This window comes from Acidicapsa acidisoli (genome assembly GCF_025685625.1).
Lineage (GTDB): Bacteria > Acidobacteriota > Terriglobia > Terriglobales > Acidobacteriaceae > Acidicapsa > Acidicapsa acidisoli.
The window spans coordinates 1,611,211-1,630,587 of sequence record NZ_JAGSYI010000001.1; the positions used below are offsets into that span (position 1 = coordinate 1,611,211).

Below are 19,377 nucleotides of genomic sequence, written 5' to 3' on the forward strand. Positions count from 1 at the left end.
GATAGGCCTTTGGAAAAGTGTCAAAGAGTTACGGCGAGTTACAGCGCGTGGCTGGGAAACTCCTAAACTGCCAGCGCTGACTGGATGGAATATTGCACGTAATACCGATAGATCAACTCATGAATCTGCTTGCATTGCTCACGGATGGAGTGCAGAAACGCGCCCGGATTGCCTTCAAGGATCTCATTGATCGTTGTGTAGCGAAGCATGGAGTGCAGCTTGCCCGCGGTCGCGAGCAACTCATCCGGTGGACGCCGTCCTCCCGCGCGCTGGATGGCGTCGAGCGATTGCCGGACCCCGTCAATCGAATAGCGCAGTGCGTGCGGGAAGTCCCGATTGAGCAGCAGGAATTCGAGAATGCGATCCGGAGAAAGATCCGCTGTATAGACCTGGCAGTAGGCTTCAAACGAGGTGCAGCAGCGCAGCAAGCCCACTTGCTCCAGGTATTGATAACCGGAATGCTCTTGTTCGGCCAGATTCAGCAGGCTCTCCTGATACACCTCCAGCAGCGTGGCCGTGGCATAGGCCCGCTCCAGATAGCGCCCAAGGCGAATGAACTGCCAGCCCTCGCCGTGAATCATCGTTGTATCGCTCACGCCTTTGAAGAGGTGAATGCCATCGATGATCGATGCGAGGAAGTCGTTCATATTGGCCCGGAATTGCGCCTGCGCATGGGGGGAATGCATCTGGTGGTAGAGCCGGTTTAGTCGCTGCCATTGTTCGGTGCTGATCTCCTCTCGCACTTGGCGCGCATTTTCGCGGGCTGCATTGATGCAGGTGGTAACGGAAGCGGCATTGGTCGGGTCGAAGATCAGGGCGCGGGTCATCCCGTCCGCATCGCCGGTCCACTCCACTCCTGGCGGGTTGCCTAGCGAGGTCAGCAGGCGCTGCCAGCGAGTGTCCGCACTGGTCTCTGAGGAATCTAGCAGCAGACTCATGGTCACGTCGAGCTGGCGCACAGTGTTTTCCGAGCGCTCCAGGTAGCGGCTCATCCAGTAGAGGCTGTCGGCGACGCGTGAAAGCATTTGGACTCCTGAAAATGAGCTGCTAGCTGCCAGCTCCTAGCCGCTAGCTTCCTCTCTGTTCGATCAAACCGCTTCCTAGCTGAAAGCTGGAGGCTAGGAGCTAGAGGCTGAAAGTTACTCCAGCACCCACGTGTCTTTGCTTCCGCCTCCCTGTGAGGAGTTCACTACCAGCGAACCTTTTTCCAGAGCGACGCGGGTCAGGCCCCCGGGGACGATGTTTACCTTGTCGCCGAAGAGGATGTAGGGCCGCAGGTCGACGTGCCGGGGCTCAATTTGGCTGCCGAAAAGGCATGGCGCGCGCGAAAAATCCAAGGTGGGCTGGGCAATGTAGTTTCTCGGATTCGCCTCGATCGCCCGGGCAAAATCCGCTCGCTGAGCGGTCGTCGACTGTGGTCCGATCAGCATTCCGTAGCCGCCGCTCTCGCCTACTGCTTTCACTACGAGTTTGTCTAGGTTCGCCAGCACGTGCTGACGAGACTTTTCCTCGGTCAGCAGGTAGGTCTTCACGTTGGGCAGGATCGGGTCTTCGCCGAGGTAGTACTTGATGATATCCGGCACATACGCATACATGGCTTTGTCGTCGGCGAGGCCGGTGCCAAAGGCATTCGTGACCGTGACATTGCCGGCGCGATAGGCATTGAAGAGGCCGGCGCAGCCCAGTCCCGAGTCGGCGCGGAAGATCAGCGGATCGCTGAAGTCATCATCGACGCGGCGGTAGATCACGTCCACCCGCTTTAGACCGTCTGTGGTGCGCATGTAGACGATGTTGTCGTGCGTCACCAGATCGCGTCCCTCGACGAGTTCGATCCCCATTTGGCGGGCAAGATAGGTGTGCTCGAAGTAGGCCGAGTTGTACACGCCCGGAGTCAGCAGCACGATATTCGGCTCCGGCCTGCCTTCGGGAGCGAGCGACCGCAGGGTATTCAGCAGCAGTTGCGGATAGTGCTCGATCGGCCGCACACCGTAGCTGTGGAATAGCTGTGGAAAGGTCCGCTTCATGACCCTGCGATTGGTCAGCATGTAGCTGACGCCGGAGGGGACGCGAAGATTGTCTTCCAGCACGACAAACTCGCCGGTCCGCAGCCGGAGCAGGTCCGTGCCGACGACGGCAATATACACATTGCGCGGCACTTCCAATCCGCACATCTGACGCCGGTAATGCTTGCAGCTATAAACGATGTCGCGTGGAACGACGCGGTCGTTCAGGATCTTGCCTTCGCCGTAAACGTCGCGCAGAAAGTGATTGAGAGCGGTGATGCGCTGGGTCAGTCCTCGTTCGATCCGATCCCACTCCTGGGCGGAGATCATCCGGGGCACCAGGTCGTAGGGGAAGATTCGTTCCGTTCCCTCATCGCGGCCATACACGGTGAAGGTAATGCCCTGGGTCAGGAACGACAGGTCGGCGGATTGTTTGCGCCGCAGCAGTTCCTCCTGCGGCAGGCAAGCCAGTGTCTCGACCAGCGCCTTGTATTGCGGTCGGATGCTCCCATCCGGCGTGCGCATCTCGTCATAGGCTCCGTCCAGCAGGTAATCGCGGAATAGCCTCTCTACTTCGATAGGCTTGCCGGCGCCGGAGGCACTGACGGGTACGTTGGCACTCATCTGAGAGATGGCGGAATCCTTAAAAGAAAGATGTCGATCATGAAAATTTGTTGGGAATCGTGTTGCAGTTCCCAATAGAGTACACCGGAAGGAGGAAACGGCAACCCAGGAAAATGTTCCGGTGCGGGAGAAGCCGCGACCGTTACACCACGAACAAGCGGCACACCCGTTACAGGTATGCCGCGTTCTCGCTTTTTCGATTTCCGCTCTGTCCCCCTTTGAATCAGGGCTTGGGAACGTTGTTGATCGTATGCAGAATCCGCGAGACGATCTGGTAGGGATCGCCTTCGGAGTTCGGCCGGCGATCTTCCAGATAGCCTTTGTAGCCATTCCGGATGAAGTTGACGGGCATCCGGATCGAAGCGCCGCGGTCGGAGAGGCCGTAGCTGAACTTGTCGATTGCCTGCGTCTCGTGATGACCGGTCAGCCGCAGATGGTTATCTGGGCCATAGACGGCGATGTGTTCGGAGACATTTTCCCCAAACGCCTTCATCAGCGATTCGAAGTATTCTTTGCCGCCCACCTCGCGCAGGTACTTCGTCGAGAAGTTGGTGTGCATGCCTGACCCATTCCAGTCGCCCTTGATCGGTTTGCAATGCAATTCCACATCGACTTCGTATTTCTCGCAGAGACGCATCATCAGATAGCGAGCGGTCCAGAGATCGTCGGCGGCTTTGGCCGAGCCTTTGGCGAAGATCTGGAACTCCCACTGGCCCTTCGCGACCTCCGCGTTGATGCCTTCATGGTTGATTCCCGCGGCGAGGCAGAGTTCCAGGTGCTCTTCGACAATTTGGCGGGCGATGCTGCCCATGTACTTGTAGCCGACGCCGCAGTAGTACGGACCCTGCGGAATATTCGGATAGCCACCTTCCGGGAAGCCGAGCGGACGGCCGTCCTTGAAGAGGAAGTACTCCTGCTCGAAGCCTATCCACAGGTCCGGATCATTTTCGATCGTGGCGCGGTAATTGGTGGAGTGCGGCGTGCCATCGGGATGCATGACTTCGCTCAGGACGATATATGCGTCCTTGCGGCTTGCATCGGGATAGAGAGCCACCGGTTTCAGCACGCAATCGGAGCTTTTGCCCTCGGCCTGCATGGTGGAGCTGCCGTCAAAACCCCAGTGGGGCAGGTCGGCAAGGGTGGGCGGCGTCGCAAAATCTTTGAGAAGAGTCTTTCCGCGCAGGCCAGGAACCGGCTTCTTGCCGTCAAGCCAGATGTACTCGAGTTTGTATTTGGACATAAATCTCCTTTTGAAATGAAGGAATCAAAACAGGACAAATCTTGGGGTTCAATTTTCGAGAACATCAAGGAAACGGCCTTGATGCGCTTTTTGTCTGCGAGGTACTTCAATTCAATAACAACAACGCAGCAAAGGAAGTGGTCTGCTGATGATTGTGAATTCAGGGTAAACCGGGAGAGGCCGAGACATATAAAGAAAACGTAAGCGCGCGGCCAAGGCCCGGAATTTTGCACGGAACATGACTACGCGGGGCGCGGACTTGCGGCTCGGGTTTCGCTCTGCCCGGCATTCCGGGACTGATAGCATCGTTTTCAAGGAGATTTAACCTAAATATGTCTTCCCGGCGTCGCCCCTGCCTTAGCCCCAGACTCTTGTCCGGCCTATCGATAGTTGCCCTTGCTGTATTCCTCGCTGCGAGCCCGTCCCCGATTCAGGCCGAAAAGCAATCCCCGAAAAAGACCGAGAAAGCTGCCGGGCAAACGGCTCCGCGCACCCCCATCCAGATCACGGCCATCCTGACCGACGCTCCGCGCAAGCTGTATCACGCCGAGGTGGATCTGCCGGTCACAGAGGGCGCGCTCACGTTGACGACCCCGGAATGGATTCCGGGCAATCATCGCCCTACCGGTCCGGTCGATGACATCACCGGCGTGGTCTTTACCGCCAACGGTCAGACGTTGCCGTGGCGTCGTGATGATGTGGATCTGTATCAGTTTCATCTGACCATCCCCAAGGGAGTGACCACGCTGCACGCGCATCTGGATTGCATCGTCACCGCCCGCGTCACGCAGAAGATGGCGGTCCTTGAATGGGAAAAGCTGCTTCTGTATCCAGCGCATGTTCCGGTCCGCGATATTCCGATTCAGCCTTCGCTGATCGTTCCCGCAGGCTGGGGAATCGGAACTGCACTGACGCCGGAAGGCTCCGGCCCATATCCCGTTCCCGCTGCCGGGGCGACGACCAAGTACGCGGTCACGAACGTCGAGCAGCTTGAGGACTCGCCGGTCATCTCCGGTCAGTACTTCCACGAGTTTCCACTCGCTCCCGAGATCACCCCGAAGCACTATATCGATGTCGTCTCCGACCAGCCGGAAGACTCAAATCTCCGTCCTAGTGTCCTGGCGGAAGTGAGCAACCTGGTCCGCGAAGCCAGCGTCGAATACGCCTCGCATCACTACCACGTCTACCACTTTCTGCTCACGCTTTCCGATGTTGCCGGCGGCGAAGGCCTGGAACACGGCCAGTCCTCCGACAACGGAGTCGGCGAAAAAGGCTTCGCCGACGACAATCACCAGTTGGCCGAGTCCGACCTGCTCTCGCATGAATTCACCCATAGCTGGAACGGAAAATACCGTCGTCCCGTCGGCCTTTACCAGCCTGACTTCGCCACCCCTCAGCAAGGCGCGTTGTTGTGGGTCTACGAAGGAATGACTCAATATCTGGGCAACGTTCTCGCCGCCCGCTCGGGGCTCAAATCCCAGGTGCAGTACCGGGAAATGCTCGCATTGTCTGCCGCTCAACTCGATTACAAGGTGGGCCGCGACTGGCGCCCAACGGAAGATACTGCGGTTGCCGCCAGCATCCTGCGCGGAGGCAATCCAGCCTGGTCGAACTGGAAGCGCGGGCAAGATTACTACCAGGAAGGCGAACTGCTCTGGCTCGATGCCGACACGCTGATCCGCAAGCTTACCGACAATAAGAAGTCTCTTGACGATTTCCTGAAGATCTTTCTCGGCTTAAATGGCGACACCGGGCCGGATATCGTGACCTACGACCGCGAAGAGCTGATCAAGGACTTGAACGCGGTGGTCCCTTACGATTGGGCCAAGTTCCTCCATGACCGCGTCGACCTGATCAACACGCGCGCCGACGTCGCCGGCATCGAGCAGGGCGGCTACAGGCTCGTCTACCACGACAAGCCGTCGAAATCCGAACGGACGATGGCCTCCGCGGGTGGCCCGCGCCGCGCCGGACTTGACTGCTGGTACTCGCTCGGCCTTCGCGTCAATTCAGAAGGCATGATCAGCGACGTTCGCGAAAACGGTCCGGCGGACAAATCCCGAATCGCGCCCGGCTACAAAATCCTCGCCGTCGATGGGAATGTCTTTTCCAACGATGCTTTGAAAGACGCGATCAAGGCTGCGAAGGGTAATACTGACCCGATCCACCTGATCGTCCAGGCCGATACCTTCGTTTCCAGTTTCGACATCGACTATCACGACGGCGAACGCTACCCAGTTCTGGAGCGCATCGAAGGTACTCCGGCGTATCTGGATAACATCACCGCACCGAGAACCACGCCCGAAAAAGCTCCGGCAGAAGCAAAGAAGGACGACGAGCAGTAAGCAGATTCAGTCAACAAACCAACAAGCGAAGGTCCCCACCGCGATCAGGACACCGTTCCCGGTGAGGACCTTTGCCATTTGGCGCAAGTGAAACGTTGCGCCGAGATGCAGTTAATCCAGATTCAAAGTCCAGACGATCAGCGTCGATGTATTGTCGTCCACTGCGGCAAAGAACGCCTGATCCTCTGTCGTGCGTACTGCCAGGCCGAACGATCCACCCTGAGCCGGATCGACCGAAATCTCCTTTACAAACTCACCTTCCTTGGTAAACTCGACGATTTCGCTCGGTTGATTCGGGTCGGGATTGATGCCGTCGTTGTTCGTAACCAGCAAATGTCCATTGGGAGCTTCTGCCAATCCCAGTGCCCCATGCAAATGAACATTGTCTTCATAAACGATCGAACCTATGCCACCATCGCTCTTACGGTCGGCCGCGTCCCATACCTTATAGACCGCGTTGTCGCCTGTCGAAGCGACATAAAGCACGTCACGCCTCGCGTCGTAGACCAGCCCTGTAGGCGCAACGAAAAACGTCACCGGATCGCCCCGATGCACGTATCCGGAGGCAATTGTCGTTGCCTTCAATAGCTTCAAGCCACCGGAACTCACGCTGAAGTCCAGCCGGCTCACCGTCCCGGTCAGTGCGTTCGTGACAAATGCGATGGCGCGGTCGCCACGGTCCACTAGAGCCATATCCCAGGGACTTTGAATCCACGCACTTGTAATTGTCTGGATGAGCTTGCCCTGGTTGTTGATGACGAGCAACGACCCTGGTCCCGCCGTCGCGGAAGTGCCGTCGACGGACGGAGCATTGCCGACTACAACGAAGCCAGATCGCAGCGTTCCCAGCGCCGTGGAGAGGCCTATTCCGGCGCTGCCCTGGAAGAACAGCGTTGCCGGTCCGCTCTTCGGAACCCGCACGATGGTCGTTCCGGTGCCCTGCAGATTCAGGCTGTTGTTGAAGTTAGAGACGAGAATGTCCCCGTGCAGTAACGGTCCTGACCCAGTCGGGAAATCGCGAGGCACAAAGGCTACACCGTAGGGATTCACATCTCCGTTGGCGGGCACAGTCGAAACGACTCTAACTGGGCTGGGCAGAAAAGCATCATCCCGGTCATGATCTCGATCATGGTCCTGCGCAATGCCAATTCCAGTTGTGCCGGTCACTACGACGAAGACAGTGAGAGCCTTCTGCCAGTGGGACATCGCGGCACGACGGGCTAGCGGAACATTCTTTCCATCAAAGGTGAAAATTCCCAGAATTCGCATGTCGTTCTCTCCTGACGGTGCGATTCTTCGTCCAGCGCGGAACGAACCAGGTTCCAGACCGCAGATAAAGGCGCAATCCGCCGCCCCAACACTATCTCTGGCCAGCGATGAAACTTGTCTTTCTTTTGTCATTTCATTGTCAGCGTCTCGTAATGCTGCACGCGGAGCGGTCGTGCTCGTAGCGTAATCTGTTGGCTCAGGAGATTCCGCTCACCTATGCCGAAAGCATTCAAGACTTCCCTGTTATTTCGATTCAGCCTGCTCGTCATGCTTCTTGTTCCCGCGTTGCCGTGGCTCCCGGCCCAGCAGCCTGATGCGCCGCAGGAAAACTTCGTCAAGTCGCACTACACCAAGTACGAGTACCGGATCCCCATGCGCGACGGCAAGAAGCTCTTCACCGCCGTCTACGTGCCCAAACAAAGCGCATTTCCTGGCGATCCCGGTCCGTACCCGTTCATGATGGATCGCACCCCGTATAGCGTTGGTCCTTACGGGGAAGACCAGTATCCCGCGCATCTCGGTCCATCCGATGAGTTCGAAAAGGGCGGCTATATCTTCGTCTACCAGGACGTGCGTGGGCGTTGGATGAGCGAGGGCGATTTCGTCGAGATGCACCCCCACATCGATGAGAAGAAAGGTCCGCAGGACGTGGATGACTCCAGCGACACCTACGACACCGTCGAATTCCTGCTCAAGCATGTCGACAACAACAATGGCAAAGTAGGCATCTGGGGCATCTCCTACCCCGGCTTCTACACCTCGGCCAGCATCATCGATTCGCACCCGGCTATCGTCGCCGCCAGCCCTCAGGCGCCGATGACTGACCTTTTCAAGGGCGACGACTCCTACCACGGCGGAGCCTTCATGCTCTCAGCTAACTTCGGCTTCTATGTCTTCTTCTATCCGCAAACCGAGCCGCAGACACCGCACCCGACGCCTGGCTTCGATTTCGGCACTCCCGATTCGTATCGCTTCTATCTCGACGCCGGCAGCCTTGCCAATATGGAAGCGAAGTATCTCAAGGACTCGAACTGGCTCTACAACGACCAGATGAAGCACGACACCTACGACGACTACTGGCAGGCACGCGACCTCTCTCGCCACATGAAGAACGTAAAGTGCGCCGTGCTTGTCGTCGGCGGCTGGTATGACGCCGAAGATCTCTCCGGCCCCTACAAAACGTTCAATGCCATCAGTAAATTTAATCCCGAAACACCAACGACGCTTGTGGAGGGCCCGTGGGTCCACGGCGGCTGGGCGCGCAGCGATGGCAGCCGCCTCGGCGACATCGACTTCAATGCAAAAACTGCCGAGTACTTCCGCGCTAGTGTGCAGTTTCCTTTCTTCGAGCACTACCTCAAAGGCAAGGGTGCAGCCCAGCCCAAGGCTGTTGTCTTCGAAACCGGCGCCAATGTCTGGCACAACTTTGAGAGCTGGCCACCGAAGGCCGCAACTCCAAAGACGCTGTATTTCCACGCCAACGGCAAGCTGGGTTTTGACCCCCCGACGGAAGCGGCAAGTTCGGACAGCTACGTCAGCGACCCGGCTCATCCTGTGCCATTCGTCGGATACACGACGGACACCGTACCGCAGCGCTACATGGTCGACGATCAGCGCTTTGCCAGCTACCGGCCCGACGTGCTCGTTTACGAGTCCGACATCCTCACTGAGGACGTGACCATCGCCGGTCCAATCAGCCCCAAACTCAAGATCGCAAGCACTGGCACCGATTCCGATTTTGACGTGAAGCTCATCGATGTTTATCCGGAAAACTATCCCGACCCCGAAGAATCCGGACGGCCTAACAAGCGTGTTCTCGATACGCCTCCGCTGCACATGGGCGGCTATCAGGAACTGCTGCGTGGCGAGCCGATGCGCGCCAAGTTCCGCAATAGCTGGGAAAAGCCGGAGCCGCTCACGCCCGGCAAAATGACCGAGGTCGATTTCACCATGCCCGACCTCTACCATACTTTCCGCGCCGGCCATCGCATCATGGTTCAGGTACAGTCGAGCTGGTTCCCATTAACCGATCGCAATCCCCAGACATTTACTGATATTCCAAACGCAAAGCCCGATCAGTTTGTGAAGGCCACGGAGCAGGTTTTCCACCAGAAAGATGCAGCCTCGGGTGTCGAAGTGCTGGTGTTGCCCAGGCCTTAATAGCGCTTCGTGACGGGCGTGGGAGCGGGGCCGGTTCTGCCATTGAGCAGCCAATCCACTGGCCCCTTCACGTCGTCTTCGTGTGCCTCACCCATCACCCTGGCGACGATTTCCCCCTGCTCATCCAGAATCACGGTAGCGGGCAGCACGTTGCCCAGTTGCAGTCGATCGAGCATGTCCAGATCCGCGCCGAGCCACACCTCCATCGCCAATTTTTGATGGCTTAGAAACAGGTCAATCTTCGCCCGCGTCTTGGGATTGTCAGCAGACTCATCCGCTGAAATCGCAACAAAGCGAACCTTCTTGTCCGCATACTCCTGGCTAAGTTGAGAAAGCAGCGGCAATTCCTCCACGCATGGCCCGCACCATGTTGCCCAGAAATTGATAACAGTAATGGAACCGCGCAAGTCTACGATCTTTTGCGTTTGCCCGCTCAGGCTCTTAAATTCCAGATTTGGCGCGCGCTTTGCCTGGGCCATCGGAATCAGGCAACAGACCAGCACGACAGTCAGGCTACGAAGATATCTGCTCATAATTCTTCCTCTTTGCGAATAAGTAGAGCCCTATCGGCACAGGCCTGCCGATAGGGCATTGTTCTGCAGAATCGAAGTTAGAAGCGATGCGTCCAGCTTGCCAGCCAAACGTACTGGGCAAACGCTGCATCGCCATGTGTGTGATACACAGAGTCCGGATAGCTCGAAGTCCGGTCTCGATGCACCGCTTTATATATTCCCGCAGTCAGGATGTTGTGCCCGTGCACATATTGCCCTCCCGGACCTGCCGTGACTGCAAAGCCTGGTCTGCGAAATCCATCGTTGCTGTTCGGGAAGAGGTTATAGGCGGGGACGCCTTCATCACGGGGCCCAAATGTCGCGCTCAATCCCTTAACTTTGTTGATCGGAACCTCAACCCCCGCTTCCAACAGATACTGGTCCGAGATAGCCACATAGTTGTTCAAGGGTTGCGTCGTGCTCAGTGTCGCGCCACGCTGTACGCCATTCGTGCCGCCCTGCGTGGCAATGTAGTCGCCGTCGCTGTAAAAGGTCAGCGACTTGTTCAACCGCTCATATCCAGACCATTGCATTACCATCCCCCAGCCGCCGTTTCCCGGTTGGATCGAGTAGTCCACCGGCGCCGTGACCTCGACAGGAGCGCCAACACCGGAGGTGTTGCTGTCGTATGTGTTCTGCACGTCGTCGTTGCCGGAAGGTATCAATACGCCCAGACCCAGCGACAGATTGTTGCGCGGCCCGTGCTCAGGATTGCGAATCCACACATTCGCGCCCAGGATCGTGTCGCCCAAACCCGATGCGGCGTACTTGATTGGCGAATTCTGGCTCTTGCGTGTCGCAAATAGCCACGGCATATCGATCTCGAGGCTGATCCGCGGTGTCCATTGGTAGGTGAGATTCATCGTGAGCAGGTTGATCCGGTTCTCGACCTGCGTATGATCCTGGGCGCGGTACTCCTGGTACACATCGCCCACATAGTGCTGGTAGGAAAATTGGTGCCGCTCGCCCACGGTGATCTGAAAGTGTCCGGGTTCCAGCACACCGCCTTCACCGGTTGGCAACCCACCCTGCTCCGGTGAGCGTGCGAGGATGCAGCCCTGCGCCCATAGCTGCCCTCCTGACAAAGACAGCAGAGCAGCCGCCGCAAACAGCACGGTCAGCCTTCTTGCGGTACTTCCGGTTCTAACTACGTTTCGCTCTTGCCTGCGTGTCATGGCATAAGTTCGGGATAAAAGATTCTGCACTTTCGGCGACCTCTCAAATGGGGATTTACTTGCAGGTCACGGACAGGGCGCACGAAGGCATAGACAGAATAGGGCGAAGAAACGCCGTCCTATTGGTCATTTCAGATCGTGGACCTACTCTGTCGTAACTCGCAGATAACCTTAGCGAGATGGGCTGCGGAAGCGCATCCAGCCAAGCATTGAGTTATTTATGCATATTTCGATGGAGAGAGGCGCGACAAGGTTGAGGTGTCTTGCGATCTTGCTTTCGATCCTGAAGCTCCTGCCTAAGTCCCGCGTGAAAAGGGTCAGTGGTAATTCGGACGAATGCGTCGATCTCCAAAAGAAAAGAGCGCAAACTGTAACAACCCAGTTAGCGCCCTTCGCATTTTCCGATCAACTTTTGGCTGCGTCAGTTCACCGTCAGAGGCATGGTAAGGAACTGCTCGGCAGCGGAGACGCCGTTGCTTGTCTGCGCCCAGATCGTGAGCGTATACGCTCCTGGAAGCGTACCGTAGTTGGGCGTCGGCGGATGATTCAGGTATTTGTAACGTGCATTGCAAGCGGAAGTCCCAAGCACGCCGATTGCTCCCACCATCAGCACGAGGGCGACCTTCCCAAACAACTTTCGTTTGCGGCCAAGCACGCCGAGTCCGATGACTCCAGGCAAGAGCACTGCCAGGACAAGCGGAGCTCCCGCATCGCGTCCGCGAACTGCGTTCAGGCCTTTGCGATTCTGCGCGAGTTGTCCGGCCGGAGCCGTCGTTTGAACCGAAAAAGAGGAAGTGAAGGTTTTCGCAGAGGAGGTTACCTGCAGGTTCTCAGGCGTAAAGAGGCAAGTAACGCCGACAGGCAACGCGGAATCCGTCGCCGAGCCTGTGCTCACAGGCGGACCTGCGCACGAGAGGCTGACAAAGCCCGTGAATGCGGACCCCGGTGTGATCGTAGCCACCACGGTAGCAGCGTCGCCGGGCGCCGCGATGGTCACGGAGGTCGGTGCGATAGACAGCGCAAAGGTGTCTGCGCTCACCTCTGGACTCACTGTCACGCTCTCCGATTGCGATGCTGCATGCACCGTGTCACCGCTATAAGAGGCGGTCAGAAGATGATTACCGGCAGCCAATCCGTCAAGCCGGATATTGGCCTGGCCTGTAGAATCAAGCGCTGCGCCGGCCAGGTTCTTGCCTTGCTCGGTCAGCATGACGACGCCCTTCGCCGGCGTGTCGTCATCCCCTACGACATTCGCCGTGTAGGTTGTCACGGTTCGTCCGCCAACTTCAACCGAACCGGTCGTCAGCGTGGTGTGCGTTGCAAAGCTCGCCGACTGCGCCAAGCCCGCCGTTGTGGCCAGCAAAGTCGCGAAACCGGCGGCCAGCGCCACAACCATCCATTTTCGCGCCAAACGGCGCATGCCCATCAATCTCGTCACCCGCTGTCAACCCCTGTCCCGAAAGTCTTGCTTCGACTTGAAACCCCGAAAAACCGCACCAAACCGTAGCTTGAAACCCTATTGTATCTTCCAGCCCCCACCCCTAGCGAACCGAGGATGAAGATCCGTCCCGGGCAAACCCGCGAGGGACAATGCGGAAGCAACCTGCATTGAAAAGACGAATTCACAGCTCCGAAGTAAGCCAATTCCAACCAGATAACGGTCGTGCGCCCGGAGCGTCACGCTAATATCAAGACTGCGGAGCACCAGACAGATACGAGGGCAGACCCCAAGGCAGACCCAGGGAAGACAATGATCGCTCACCTACGCGGCAAACTGATCCACAAACAACCCGGCCAGGCCATCGTCGAAGCTGCCGGGGTGGGTTACGACGTCACCATCTCCGTCCCCACCTTCACCGCGTTGCCTGCAGTTGGCGCGGAAGCTTCGCTGCACATCCACACCCAGGTTCGAGAAGATCAGATCGCGCTCTTCGGCTTTCTGGAGCGCGACGAAAAACGCCTCTTCGAGCGGTTGATCACCGTCACCGGCGTCGGCCCCAAGCTGGCCGTCACCCTGCTCAGCGGACTCTCGCCCGAACGCGCCGTTACCGCCATCCGTGCCCAGGACCATGCAAGCCTCACGCGCATTCCCGGCGTCGGCAAGAAGCTGGCTGAGCGCCTCGTGCTCGAGTTGAAAGACAAATTAGACGACTTCGCCACCGCGCCCGTCCCAGCCGCCGTTCAGGGAGCCGCGGCCGAGGACGTGCTCTCTGCGCTGACCAACCTCGGCTATCAGCGCCCTGCTGCCGAAAAAGCAATCCAGCTTTCGGTTGCAAAAGAAGCCGCGTTAGCCGCCGATTTCGATGGTTTGTTCCGCGCCGCGCTGAAAATCATTCGCTGATTTTGCTAATCTTGCGAGGTCATGCCAAGTCCCGCAAAGCCCCGCCCGGCTAAATCAACTGCAACCGCCCCGCACCTTCGCAAGGAAGGCATGGCCTTTCTCCGTGCGCTCATTCGCGTCAACAAGACCGACCCTGTCGAAGCCCGCGAATGGTTCCAGGCCAACAAGGCTGTCTATGAGGCCGAGTTGAAGGAGCCGATGCTGGCCATCATCCGCCACGTCACGGACGCCATGCTGGACTTTGCCCCCGAGCACGTTCGCCCGGCGGAAAAATCCCTCTTCCGCATCTACCGCGACACACGCTTCTCCAACGACAAGCGCCCTTACAAGGAGCACATCGCCGCCTGGTGGACGCACACCGGGCTCGACAAGACTTCGGGCGCGGGCTATTACTTCCACATCTCTTCGAAGGACGTGATTATAGCCGCCGGGGCCTACATGCCGGAGAAGGATCAACTCGCCGCCATTCGCCACTGGCTGCTCGATCATCATGCGGAGTTTCGCAAGCTCCTCGAAAAGCCCGCCGTCAGGAAGGCATTCCGCGAGTTCGAAGGCAACGCTCTCACGCGCCCGCCCAAAGGCTTTCCCGCAGATCATCCTGCTCTCGATCTCATCCGCTGCCGCCAATGGGGTCTGGCCGCCACGCTGCCAGCCGAGGCCGCATTGGAGCCCAATCTTGCCGCTCAAGTCGTGCGGCATTTCAAGCTCGCGGCACCCGTGGTGGCGGCTCTCAATACGCCTATTGCGGCAGCTTTGGAAGAGACTCGCAAGCCACGCAAACCGGTGCTCTTTGGTCTGCCGCAAGGCCCAAAAACGGCCAAAAACCGGTAAAAACCGAATTTTTCGGGCAAAAACCCTGAAAATCTTGTGGAAATATGGCTTTTCGGGTTGACTTTATGCCCCCAAAAGACGCAAGGTATCCATCGACAGGTTTCACCGGACCCGCGTCAACACTGGAGATTTGCGCACACGTTGTCCAATCTGTCTAGGCGCATTTCTTCGGCGGGCAACACCAAAACCGGCGCTACCACGGCAACAATACGGATGCCCTAAGCGGCAGACATCGGAGGAAACAAAGAATGGCAACAGGATTGACCAAGACAGCCCTCATCCGCCTTCTGGCTGAAAAGCTGGAACTCACCAACAAGCAGGTTGCAGCGTTTCTCGACACCCTGGCGGAAACGGCCGTCAAGGAGACCAAGAAGAACGGGGTATTCATCATCCCCGGCATCGGTCGCCTCGTCAAGGCCGAGCGCAAGGCACGCGTAGGCCGCAACCCGCAAACCGGCGCGGCCATCAAGATCAAGGCCAAGACCGTGGTGAAGTTCCGCGTAGCCAAGGCTGCCAAGGACGTCATCGCGCCCGCCAAGAAGTAACGCAGGCCCACCGCCGCAACGAAGAGAAGGCGAGCCGCAAGGTTCGCCTTCTTTGCAGTCGTGTGGCGCAGCGATCCCTGCCTGCATCCAATCCACCATGACTTCAGCCAGCTCTCTACCCGCCGAGAAGCCTGCCGTCGCGCCGCCGGTTCTCTGGTGGCTGCGCCTGGAGGGTCTTGCTGTCGCAGCACTGGCAGTCGTCCTGTACGCACGCACAGGCGCAAGCTGGTGGCTCTTCGCGGTGCTCTGGCTAGTTCCAGATCTATCGATGGTCGGCTATTTTGTCGATCCGCGCCTGGGCGCCAATTGCTACAATGCAATCCACTCCTACCTGCTGCCGATAACCCTCGCGGTCGCCGCGCTATCGTTTCAACGAGCTGCGCTGCCCTTTGTCCTGATCTGGTTCAACCACATTGGGGTGGATCGGCTGCTGGGTTACGGCCTGAAATACCCAACAGCCTTTGGACACACCCATCTCACCGAGCCGCGACGTTTGCAAGCTCCCAGGCAGCACGCTCCTCAGAAGTAAGCGGAATGGGCAGCACCTGCCCCAGACGTCCGGACTCGAACGATGCCTCCAAGATAGCCATCACAGCGACGCCATGCTCTCCCGAGATTGGAGCCGGCTGTCTCTCCAGGATTGCGTCCCGCACACCCGCATAATAGGGCCGCTGATCGCCAACCGGCGCAGGAATTTCGGTCTCTTCCCCAGTCTCGCCGTCGTAGAGAATTCCCGGGTCATCGTCGACGCCAAAACCCGGCGCATCCGGCAGCATTCCGGCGATCAACTGCGGTTCCTGCACGTCTCCGCCGAACTTGGCCCAACTGGCGCGCGTGCCATGCAGCGCAGACCGTGGCCCTCCGCTCACGCCATTTCCCCATGCCACCAGCAACGAGGCTTGCATCACCACGCGGAGCCGGTCGTAATTGAGTTGCACATGAGCCCAGTCGTCGGTCTGGCCGCCCTCCCGCTGAATCGCGAAGTTGGCATTTACCGAATTGGGCATCCCGAAAAGGTGCAGTGCCTGATCGATCAGATGCGGCCCCAGATCAAACCACAACCCCGCGCCGACTCCGGGCTCCTCACGCCATCGCTGGCGCACATTGGGGCGAAATCGATCCATGTGGCATTCATAGTGAACAATCTCGCCCAGCGCGCCAGATTGAATGACAGCCCTTGTTGCCAGCACTTCGCTGTACCAGCGCCGGTTCTGGAAGACCGAGAGGATGCGGTTGTTTTCGCGCGCAATCCGGGTCAGTTCCCGCGCTTCGGCAAGCGTCACGGTGAAAGGCTTGTCGACCACGACATCTTTGCCCGCCCGCAGCGCCGCTGCCGCAAGCGGAAAATGGCTGTCGTTGGGCGTGGCGACGACCACCAGATCGACATCGGGATGAGTCGTCGTTTCTTCTGCGGAACAGACCGCAGCCTCAGGAAAATCCTTGATCACTTCGTCGCGTCGCGTTGATCCGACAACTGTCACTTTTAATCCAGGTACCGTTCGAAGCAGCGGGCCATGAAATGACCGTCCTGCAAAGCCATATCCAATCAATCCAACCCGAATTTCGCCAGTTTGCATCGCGTCTCTATTTTTAGTCATTCCGTCCTCACGACTATCGTAACCGTCGAGCCGGAGAGCAAATTCCACACCTCCTCCGTGTCGTTCAAAAATCCCCCGTGAAAATTTGCATCGATGGTGTACTGTGAAATGTCTGTAATGGAAGCGCAATTTCCCGTCGCTTGCCTCATTCACATAGGAGTGCCTCAACATGAAGATTGTGACCCTGATTGCCCGTGTGTTGCTCGGTCTCACGTTTGTTGTCTTTGGACTTAACGGATTTCTGAACTTCATTCCCCAGCAGCCGCTGCCCGCCGGGCCAGCGCTTCAGTTCATCCTGGCGCTCGCGGCCACGCACTATGTCCATGTCGTCTTTGCCATCCAGCTCATCGCGGGAATTCTCTTCCTCGTGAACCGGTTTGTGCCGCTCGCGCTCACGCTGATCGCTCCTGTGATCGTAAATATTCTTCTCTTCCACGGGTTCATGGCTCCCAGCGGTATCCTGCCCGGCGCGCTCGTGACCATCTTCTGGATCATCCTTTACGTGAATCACCGCCATGCCTTCGCGGGAATCTTTGAGGCTCGCTCGTGAGGTCCGGTCATTTCAGGGTGTCGGTAAGGGCATCGGTCTAGCGATTGGGAGCAGGATGACGGCAGGGGCCTCTAGTTCGTTGAGTTGGACAGCACTCCAAGTTGCTCAATGCGCTTTTGTAATTTTGCAATCCGGTCCTGTATCGCTAGTTTCTCGCGTCTGAGGCCGTCAATGTCGAGCACCGCAACCACGCCGCCTACGATCTCCCCGTCCGGACCGCGGACCGGCGCGGCAGTGGCGCTGACCCACCCATCCGAGCCGTCGGCGCGGCGAAGGAGCAATTCCTCCGGCCCCACCGGTTCCCCGCTGATCAGGGCGCGCGCCAGTGGATATTCTGTGGCCTCCATCGGACGCCCGTCGGTCGTGTGGGCTCCTGCTTTTCGATAGTCGTCGATTGTGTCGGCGACGATCACATTGGGAGGAAGGAGGCTCTCTGCCTGCGGATTGCTCATCACAATGCGCCCGCTGGGTTCCGCAATGATGAGCCCGACCGGCACCGCACTAAAGACGGCTTTTAGCAGCGCCTCGCTCTCGATAAGCGCCTGTTCCGTCTTCTTGCGGTCGTCAATGTCTTCCACGCTGCCGTACCAGCGGATGATCTTGCCAGAATCATTCCGCCGCGGAGAACCACGTGTTCGCATCCACCGCCACTCGCCATCTCCTTTGGAGATTCGGTATTCCATGTCGATAGACTCGCCGGTCTTGAGCATCACTTCCATCCTGTCGACGACACGGGTAACGTCATCCGGGTGCAGCGCCTCCAGCCAGCCAAGCCCTTGGGACTGCTCCAACGTAAGGCCGGTCACCTCCTTCCATCGCGGGCTGATTTCCGTGTTCATGCCGTCGGCATCCATCGTCCATGGAATCTGCGGATTGAGTTCCACGGAATGGCGGTAGTGATCCTCGCTTTCTTTCAGAGCCACTTCGACGAGCTTGCGGGCCGTAATATCGACGACCCCAACCGAAACGCCGATTACTTCATCGGCCTCGTCGCGAGCTGGCTGGTATGAAAGCAGGAGCGTCCGGGGCCGGGGGTCGGGTCCGCGCTTCGGAGAAGTTATTTCAATGCCGCTCAGTGATTCTCCCCGCAAGGCCCGTTGGATGAACGGCTCGACGATTTTGAACATGTCAGGATGCACATCCACAACGCGCCGTCCGAGATGATCGACGACGGGAGCTCCGTTCATCTCCGCAAGGCGTTTATTGATACTCACGTATCGCATGTTGGTATCAAGGAAACAGAGTCCAACCGGCGCTCCATCGTAAATCGCCTGAAGTTGCGCCAGTTGCTGAGCAGGCCTGCCCTCCAGGCTGGCCGTAATTGTTTCGCTCGTAGACCCGGAAGGCGATTCCGTAACGGGAGAGAAATTCCCTCGCGAGACGACCGCAGCAAGCTTTTCCCGCGGTACGGGCCGGCCATAAAGCCAGCCCTGGCCTTGTTCGCAACCCAGCCAGTGCAGCATCTCCGCCTGCGCTGCGGTTTCGATGCCCTCAGCAACGGTGATCAGGCCAAGACTGTGGCCCAGTCCAACCACGGCCGCCGCAATTTTTCGACTCTCGCGCGTCTGATCCATTGAGCGAACAAAGCTCGCGTCGACCTTGAGTTCGTCAAAATGCAGAGCCTGCAAATGGCCAAGGCTGGAGTAACCCGTGCCAAAGTCATCGAGAGCAAGCCGGACACCTATCTCCTTCAGTCCCTGGGAAATCTCGCGCGCCTGCTGCATGTTATCGACCAGAGCGCTCTCGGTGACTTCGAGAATCAGGCGATGCAACGGAAACCTGCCGATGTTTGCGGCCTGCTCAATCTTCAGCGGTAACTCCCGATCGCGAAACTGTACCGGAGAGATATTCACAGACAGGGATAACGGACCAGGAATGTCAGAGGCAGCCGCAAATGCCTTGCGCAGCAGCCTTTCAGTAAGCAATCCAATCAGGCCCGTCTGTTCGGCAAGCAGAATGAACCTATCCGGCGGAATCATGCCCGAGATTGGGTGAATCCACCGGGAAAGTACTTCGAATCCAGTGAGTTTGCCCGTGTGCAGCTCCACTATCGGCTGAAAATATGGCACGATCTCATCGCGCTCTAAAGCTTCGGCGAGGTCAACTTCGGTGGGGGAAGCCATGCTGACTAGACATACTACGCCT

Annotated in this window: 16 protein-coding genes; 7 read left to right on the forward strand and 9 right to left on the reverse strand. The window is 58.1% G+C overall.

The genetic code is table 11. The features are described 5' to 3' along the window. Window positions 1-62: 62 nt before the first annotated feature. From OHL23_RS06485 to OHL23_RS06495, 3 genes are all read right to left on the reverse strand, one after another. Window positions 63-1,025 carry an alpha-E domain-containing protein gene (locus tag OHL23_RS06485; protein WP_263350974.1) on the reverse strand — a complete coding sequence of 321 codons (963 nt, stop codon included), beginning with the start codon at window positions 1,023-1,025 and terminating at the stop codon, window positions 63-65. 114 nt (window positions 1,026-1,139) lie between these two features. Next, window positions 1,140-2,528, reverse strand: a complete 1,389-nt coding sequence (locus tag OHL23_RS06490; RefSeq protein WP_449701813.1) for a circularly permuted type 2 ATP-grasp protein — start codon at window positions 2,526-2,528, stop codon at window positions 1,140-1,142. A 322-nt stretch (window positions 2,529-2,850) separates the two neighbouring features. Next, a complete protein-coding gene (locus tag OHL23_RS06495; protein WP_263350976.1) occupies window positions 2,851-3,867 on the reverse strand; it encodes a glutamine synthetase in 1,017 nt (338 codons plus the stop codon). Between the two features lie 332 nt (window positions 3,868-4,199). Here OHL23_RS06495 and OHL23_RS06500 point away from each other — a divergent pair, with 332 nt between their 5' ends. Continuing rightward, window positions 4,200-6,212 (forward strand): M61 family metallopeptidase, encoded by a 2,013-nt coding sequence (locus tag OHL23_RS06500; protein ID WP_263350977.1) that lies wholly within the window; start codon window positions 4,200-4,202, stop codon window positions 6,210-6,212. Window positions 6,213-6,323: 111 nt separating this feature from the next. Here OHL23_RS06500 and OHL23_RS06505 read toward each other — a convergent pair whose 3' ends face one another. Further along, on the reverse strand, window positions 6,324-7,481 hold the full coding sequence (locus OHL23_RS06505) for a YncE family protein (RefSeq protein WP_263350978.1): 1,158 nt from the start codon (window positions 7,479-7,481) through the stop codon (window positions 6,324-6,326). Between the two features lie 216 nt (window positions 7,482-7,697). Here OHL23_RS06505 and OHL23_RS06510 point away from each other — a divergent pair, with 216 nt between their 5' ends. Beyond that, on the forward strand, window positions 7,698-9,641 hold the full coding sequence (locus OHL23_RS06510; protein ID WP_263350979.1) for a CocE/NonD family hydrolase: 1,944 nt from the start codon (window positions 7,698-7,700) through the stop codon (window positions 9,639-9,641). On the opposite strand, the gene OHL23_RS06515 is transcribed toward OHL23_RS06510, so the two are convergent. The 3 genes from OHL23_RS06515 to OHL23_RS06525 all read right to left on the reverse strand — a co-directional run bounded on the left by OHL23_RS06515 (window position 9,638) and on the right by OHL23_RS06525 (window position 12,787). Then, the gene (locus tag OHL23_RS06515) at window positions 9,638-10,174 is read right to left on the reverse strand and encodes a TlpA family protein disulfide reductase (RefSeq protein WP_263350980.1); all 537 of its coding nucleotides are present in this window, start codon (window positions 10,172-10,174) and stop codon (window positions 9,638-9,640) included. The genes OHL23_RS06510 and OHL23_RS06515 overlap by 4 nt on opposite strands. Window positions 10,175-10,251: 77 nt before the next feature. Continuing rightward, a complete protein-coding gene (locus OHL23_RS06520; RefSeq protein WP_263350981.1) occupies window positions 10,252-11,367 on the reverse strand; it encodes a hypothetical protein in 1,116 nt (371 codons plus the stop codon). A gap of 421 nt (window positions 11,368-11,788) precedes the next feature. Beyond that, complete coding sequence (locus tag OHL23_RS06525) at window positions 11,789-12,787, reverse strand: Ig-like domain-containing protein (RefSeq protein WP_263350982.1); 999 nt, start codon at window positions 12,785-12,787, stop codon at window positions 11,789-11,791. Between the two features lie 330 nt (window positions 12,788-13,117). On the opposite strand from OHL23_RS06525, the gene ruvA reads away from it, so the two are divergent. From ruvA to OHL23_RS06545, 4 genes are all read left to right on the forward strand, one after another. Beyond that, the gene (ruvA, locus tag OHL23_RS06530) at window positions 13,118-13,708 is read left to right on the forward strand and encodes a Holliday junction branch migration protein RuvA (RefSeq protein WP_263350983.1); all 591 of its coding nucleotides are present in this window, start codon (window positions 13,118-13,120) and stop codon (window positions 13,706-13,708) included. A 21-nt stretch (window positions 13,709-13,729) separates the two neighbouring features. After that, complete coding sequence (locus tag OHL23_RS06535; protein WP_263350984.1) at window positions 13,730-14,539, forward strand: DUF2461 domain-containing protein; 810 nt, start codon at window positions 13,730-13,732, stop codon at window positions 14,537-14,539. Window positions 14,540-14,787: 248 nt separating this feature from the next. Beyond that, entirely contained in the window at window positions 14,788-15,084 is a 297-nt protein-coding gene (locus OHL23_RS06540) for an HU family DNA-binding protein (protein WP_263350985.1), read from the forward strand. A 97-nt stretch (window positions 15,085-15,181) separates the two neighbouring features. Then, window positions 15,182-15,613 carry a DUF4260 domain-containing protein gene (locus OHL23_RS06545; RefSeq protein WP_263350986.1) on the forward strand — a complete coding sequence of 144 codons (432 nt, stop codon included), beginning with the start codon at window positions 15,182-15,184 and terminating at the stop codon, window positions 15,611-15,613. Here OHL23_RS06545 and OHL23_RS06550 read toward each other — a convergent pair. After that, window positions 15,561-16,682, reverse strand: coding sequence for an oxidoreductase (locus tag OHL23_RS06550; protein ID WP_263350987.1), 1,122 nt, complete (start codon window positions 16,680-16,682; stop codon window positions 15,561-15,563). The genes OHL23_RS06545 and OHL23_RS06550 overlap by 53 nt on opposite strands. Window positions 16,683-16,851: 169 nt before the next feature. On the opposite strand from OHL23_RS06550, the gene OHL23_RS06555 reads away from it, so the two are divergent. Beyond that, complete coding sequence (locus OHL23_RS06555) at window positions 16,852-17,232, forward strand: hypothetical protein (protein ID WP_263350988.1); 381 nt, start codon at window positions 16,852-16,854, stop codon at window positions 17,230-17,232. Between the two features lie 71 nt (window positions 17,233-17,303). Here OHL23_RS06555 and OHL23_RS06560 read toward each other — a convergent pair whose 3' ends face one another. Beyond that, window positions 17,304-19,355, reverse strand: coding sequence for an EAL domain-containing protein (locus OHL23_RS06560; RefSeq protein WP_263350989.1), 2,052 nt, complete (start codon window positions 19,353-19,355; stop codon window positions 17,304-17,306). Between the last annotated feature and the right edge of the window lie 22 nt (window positions 19,356-19,377).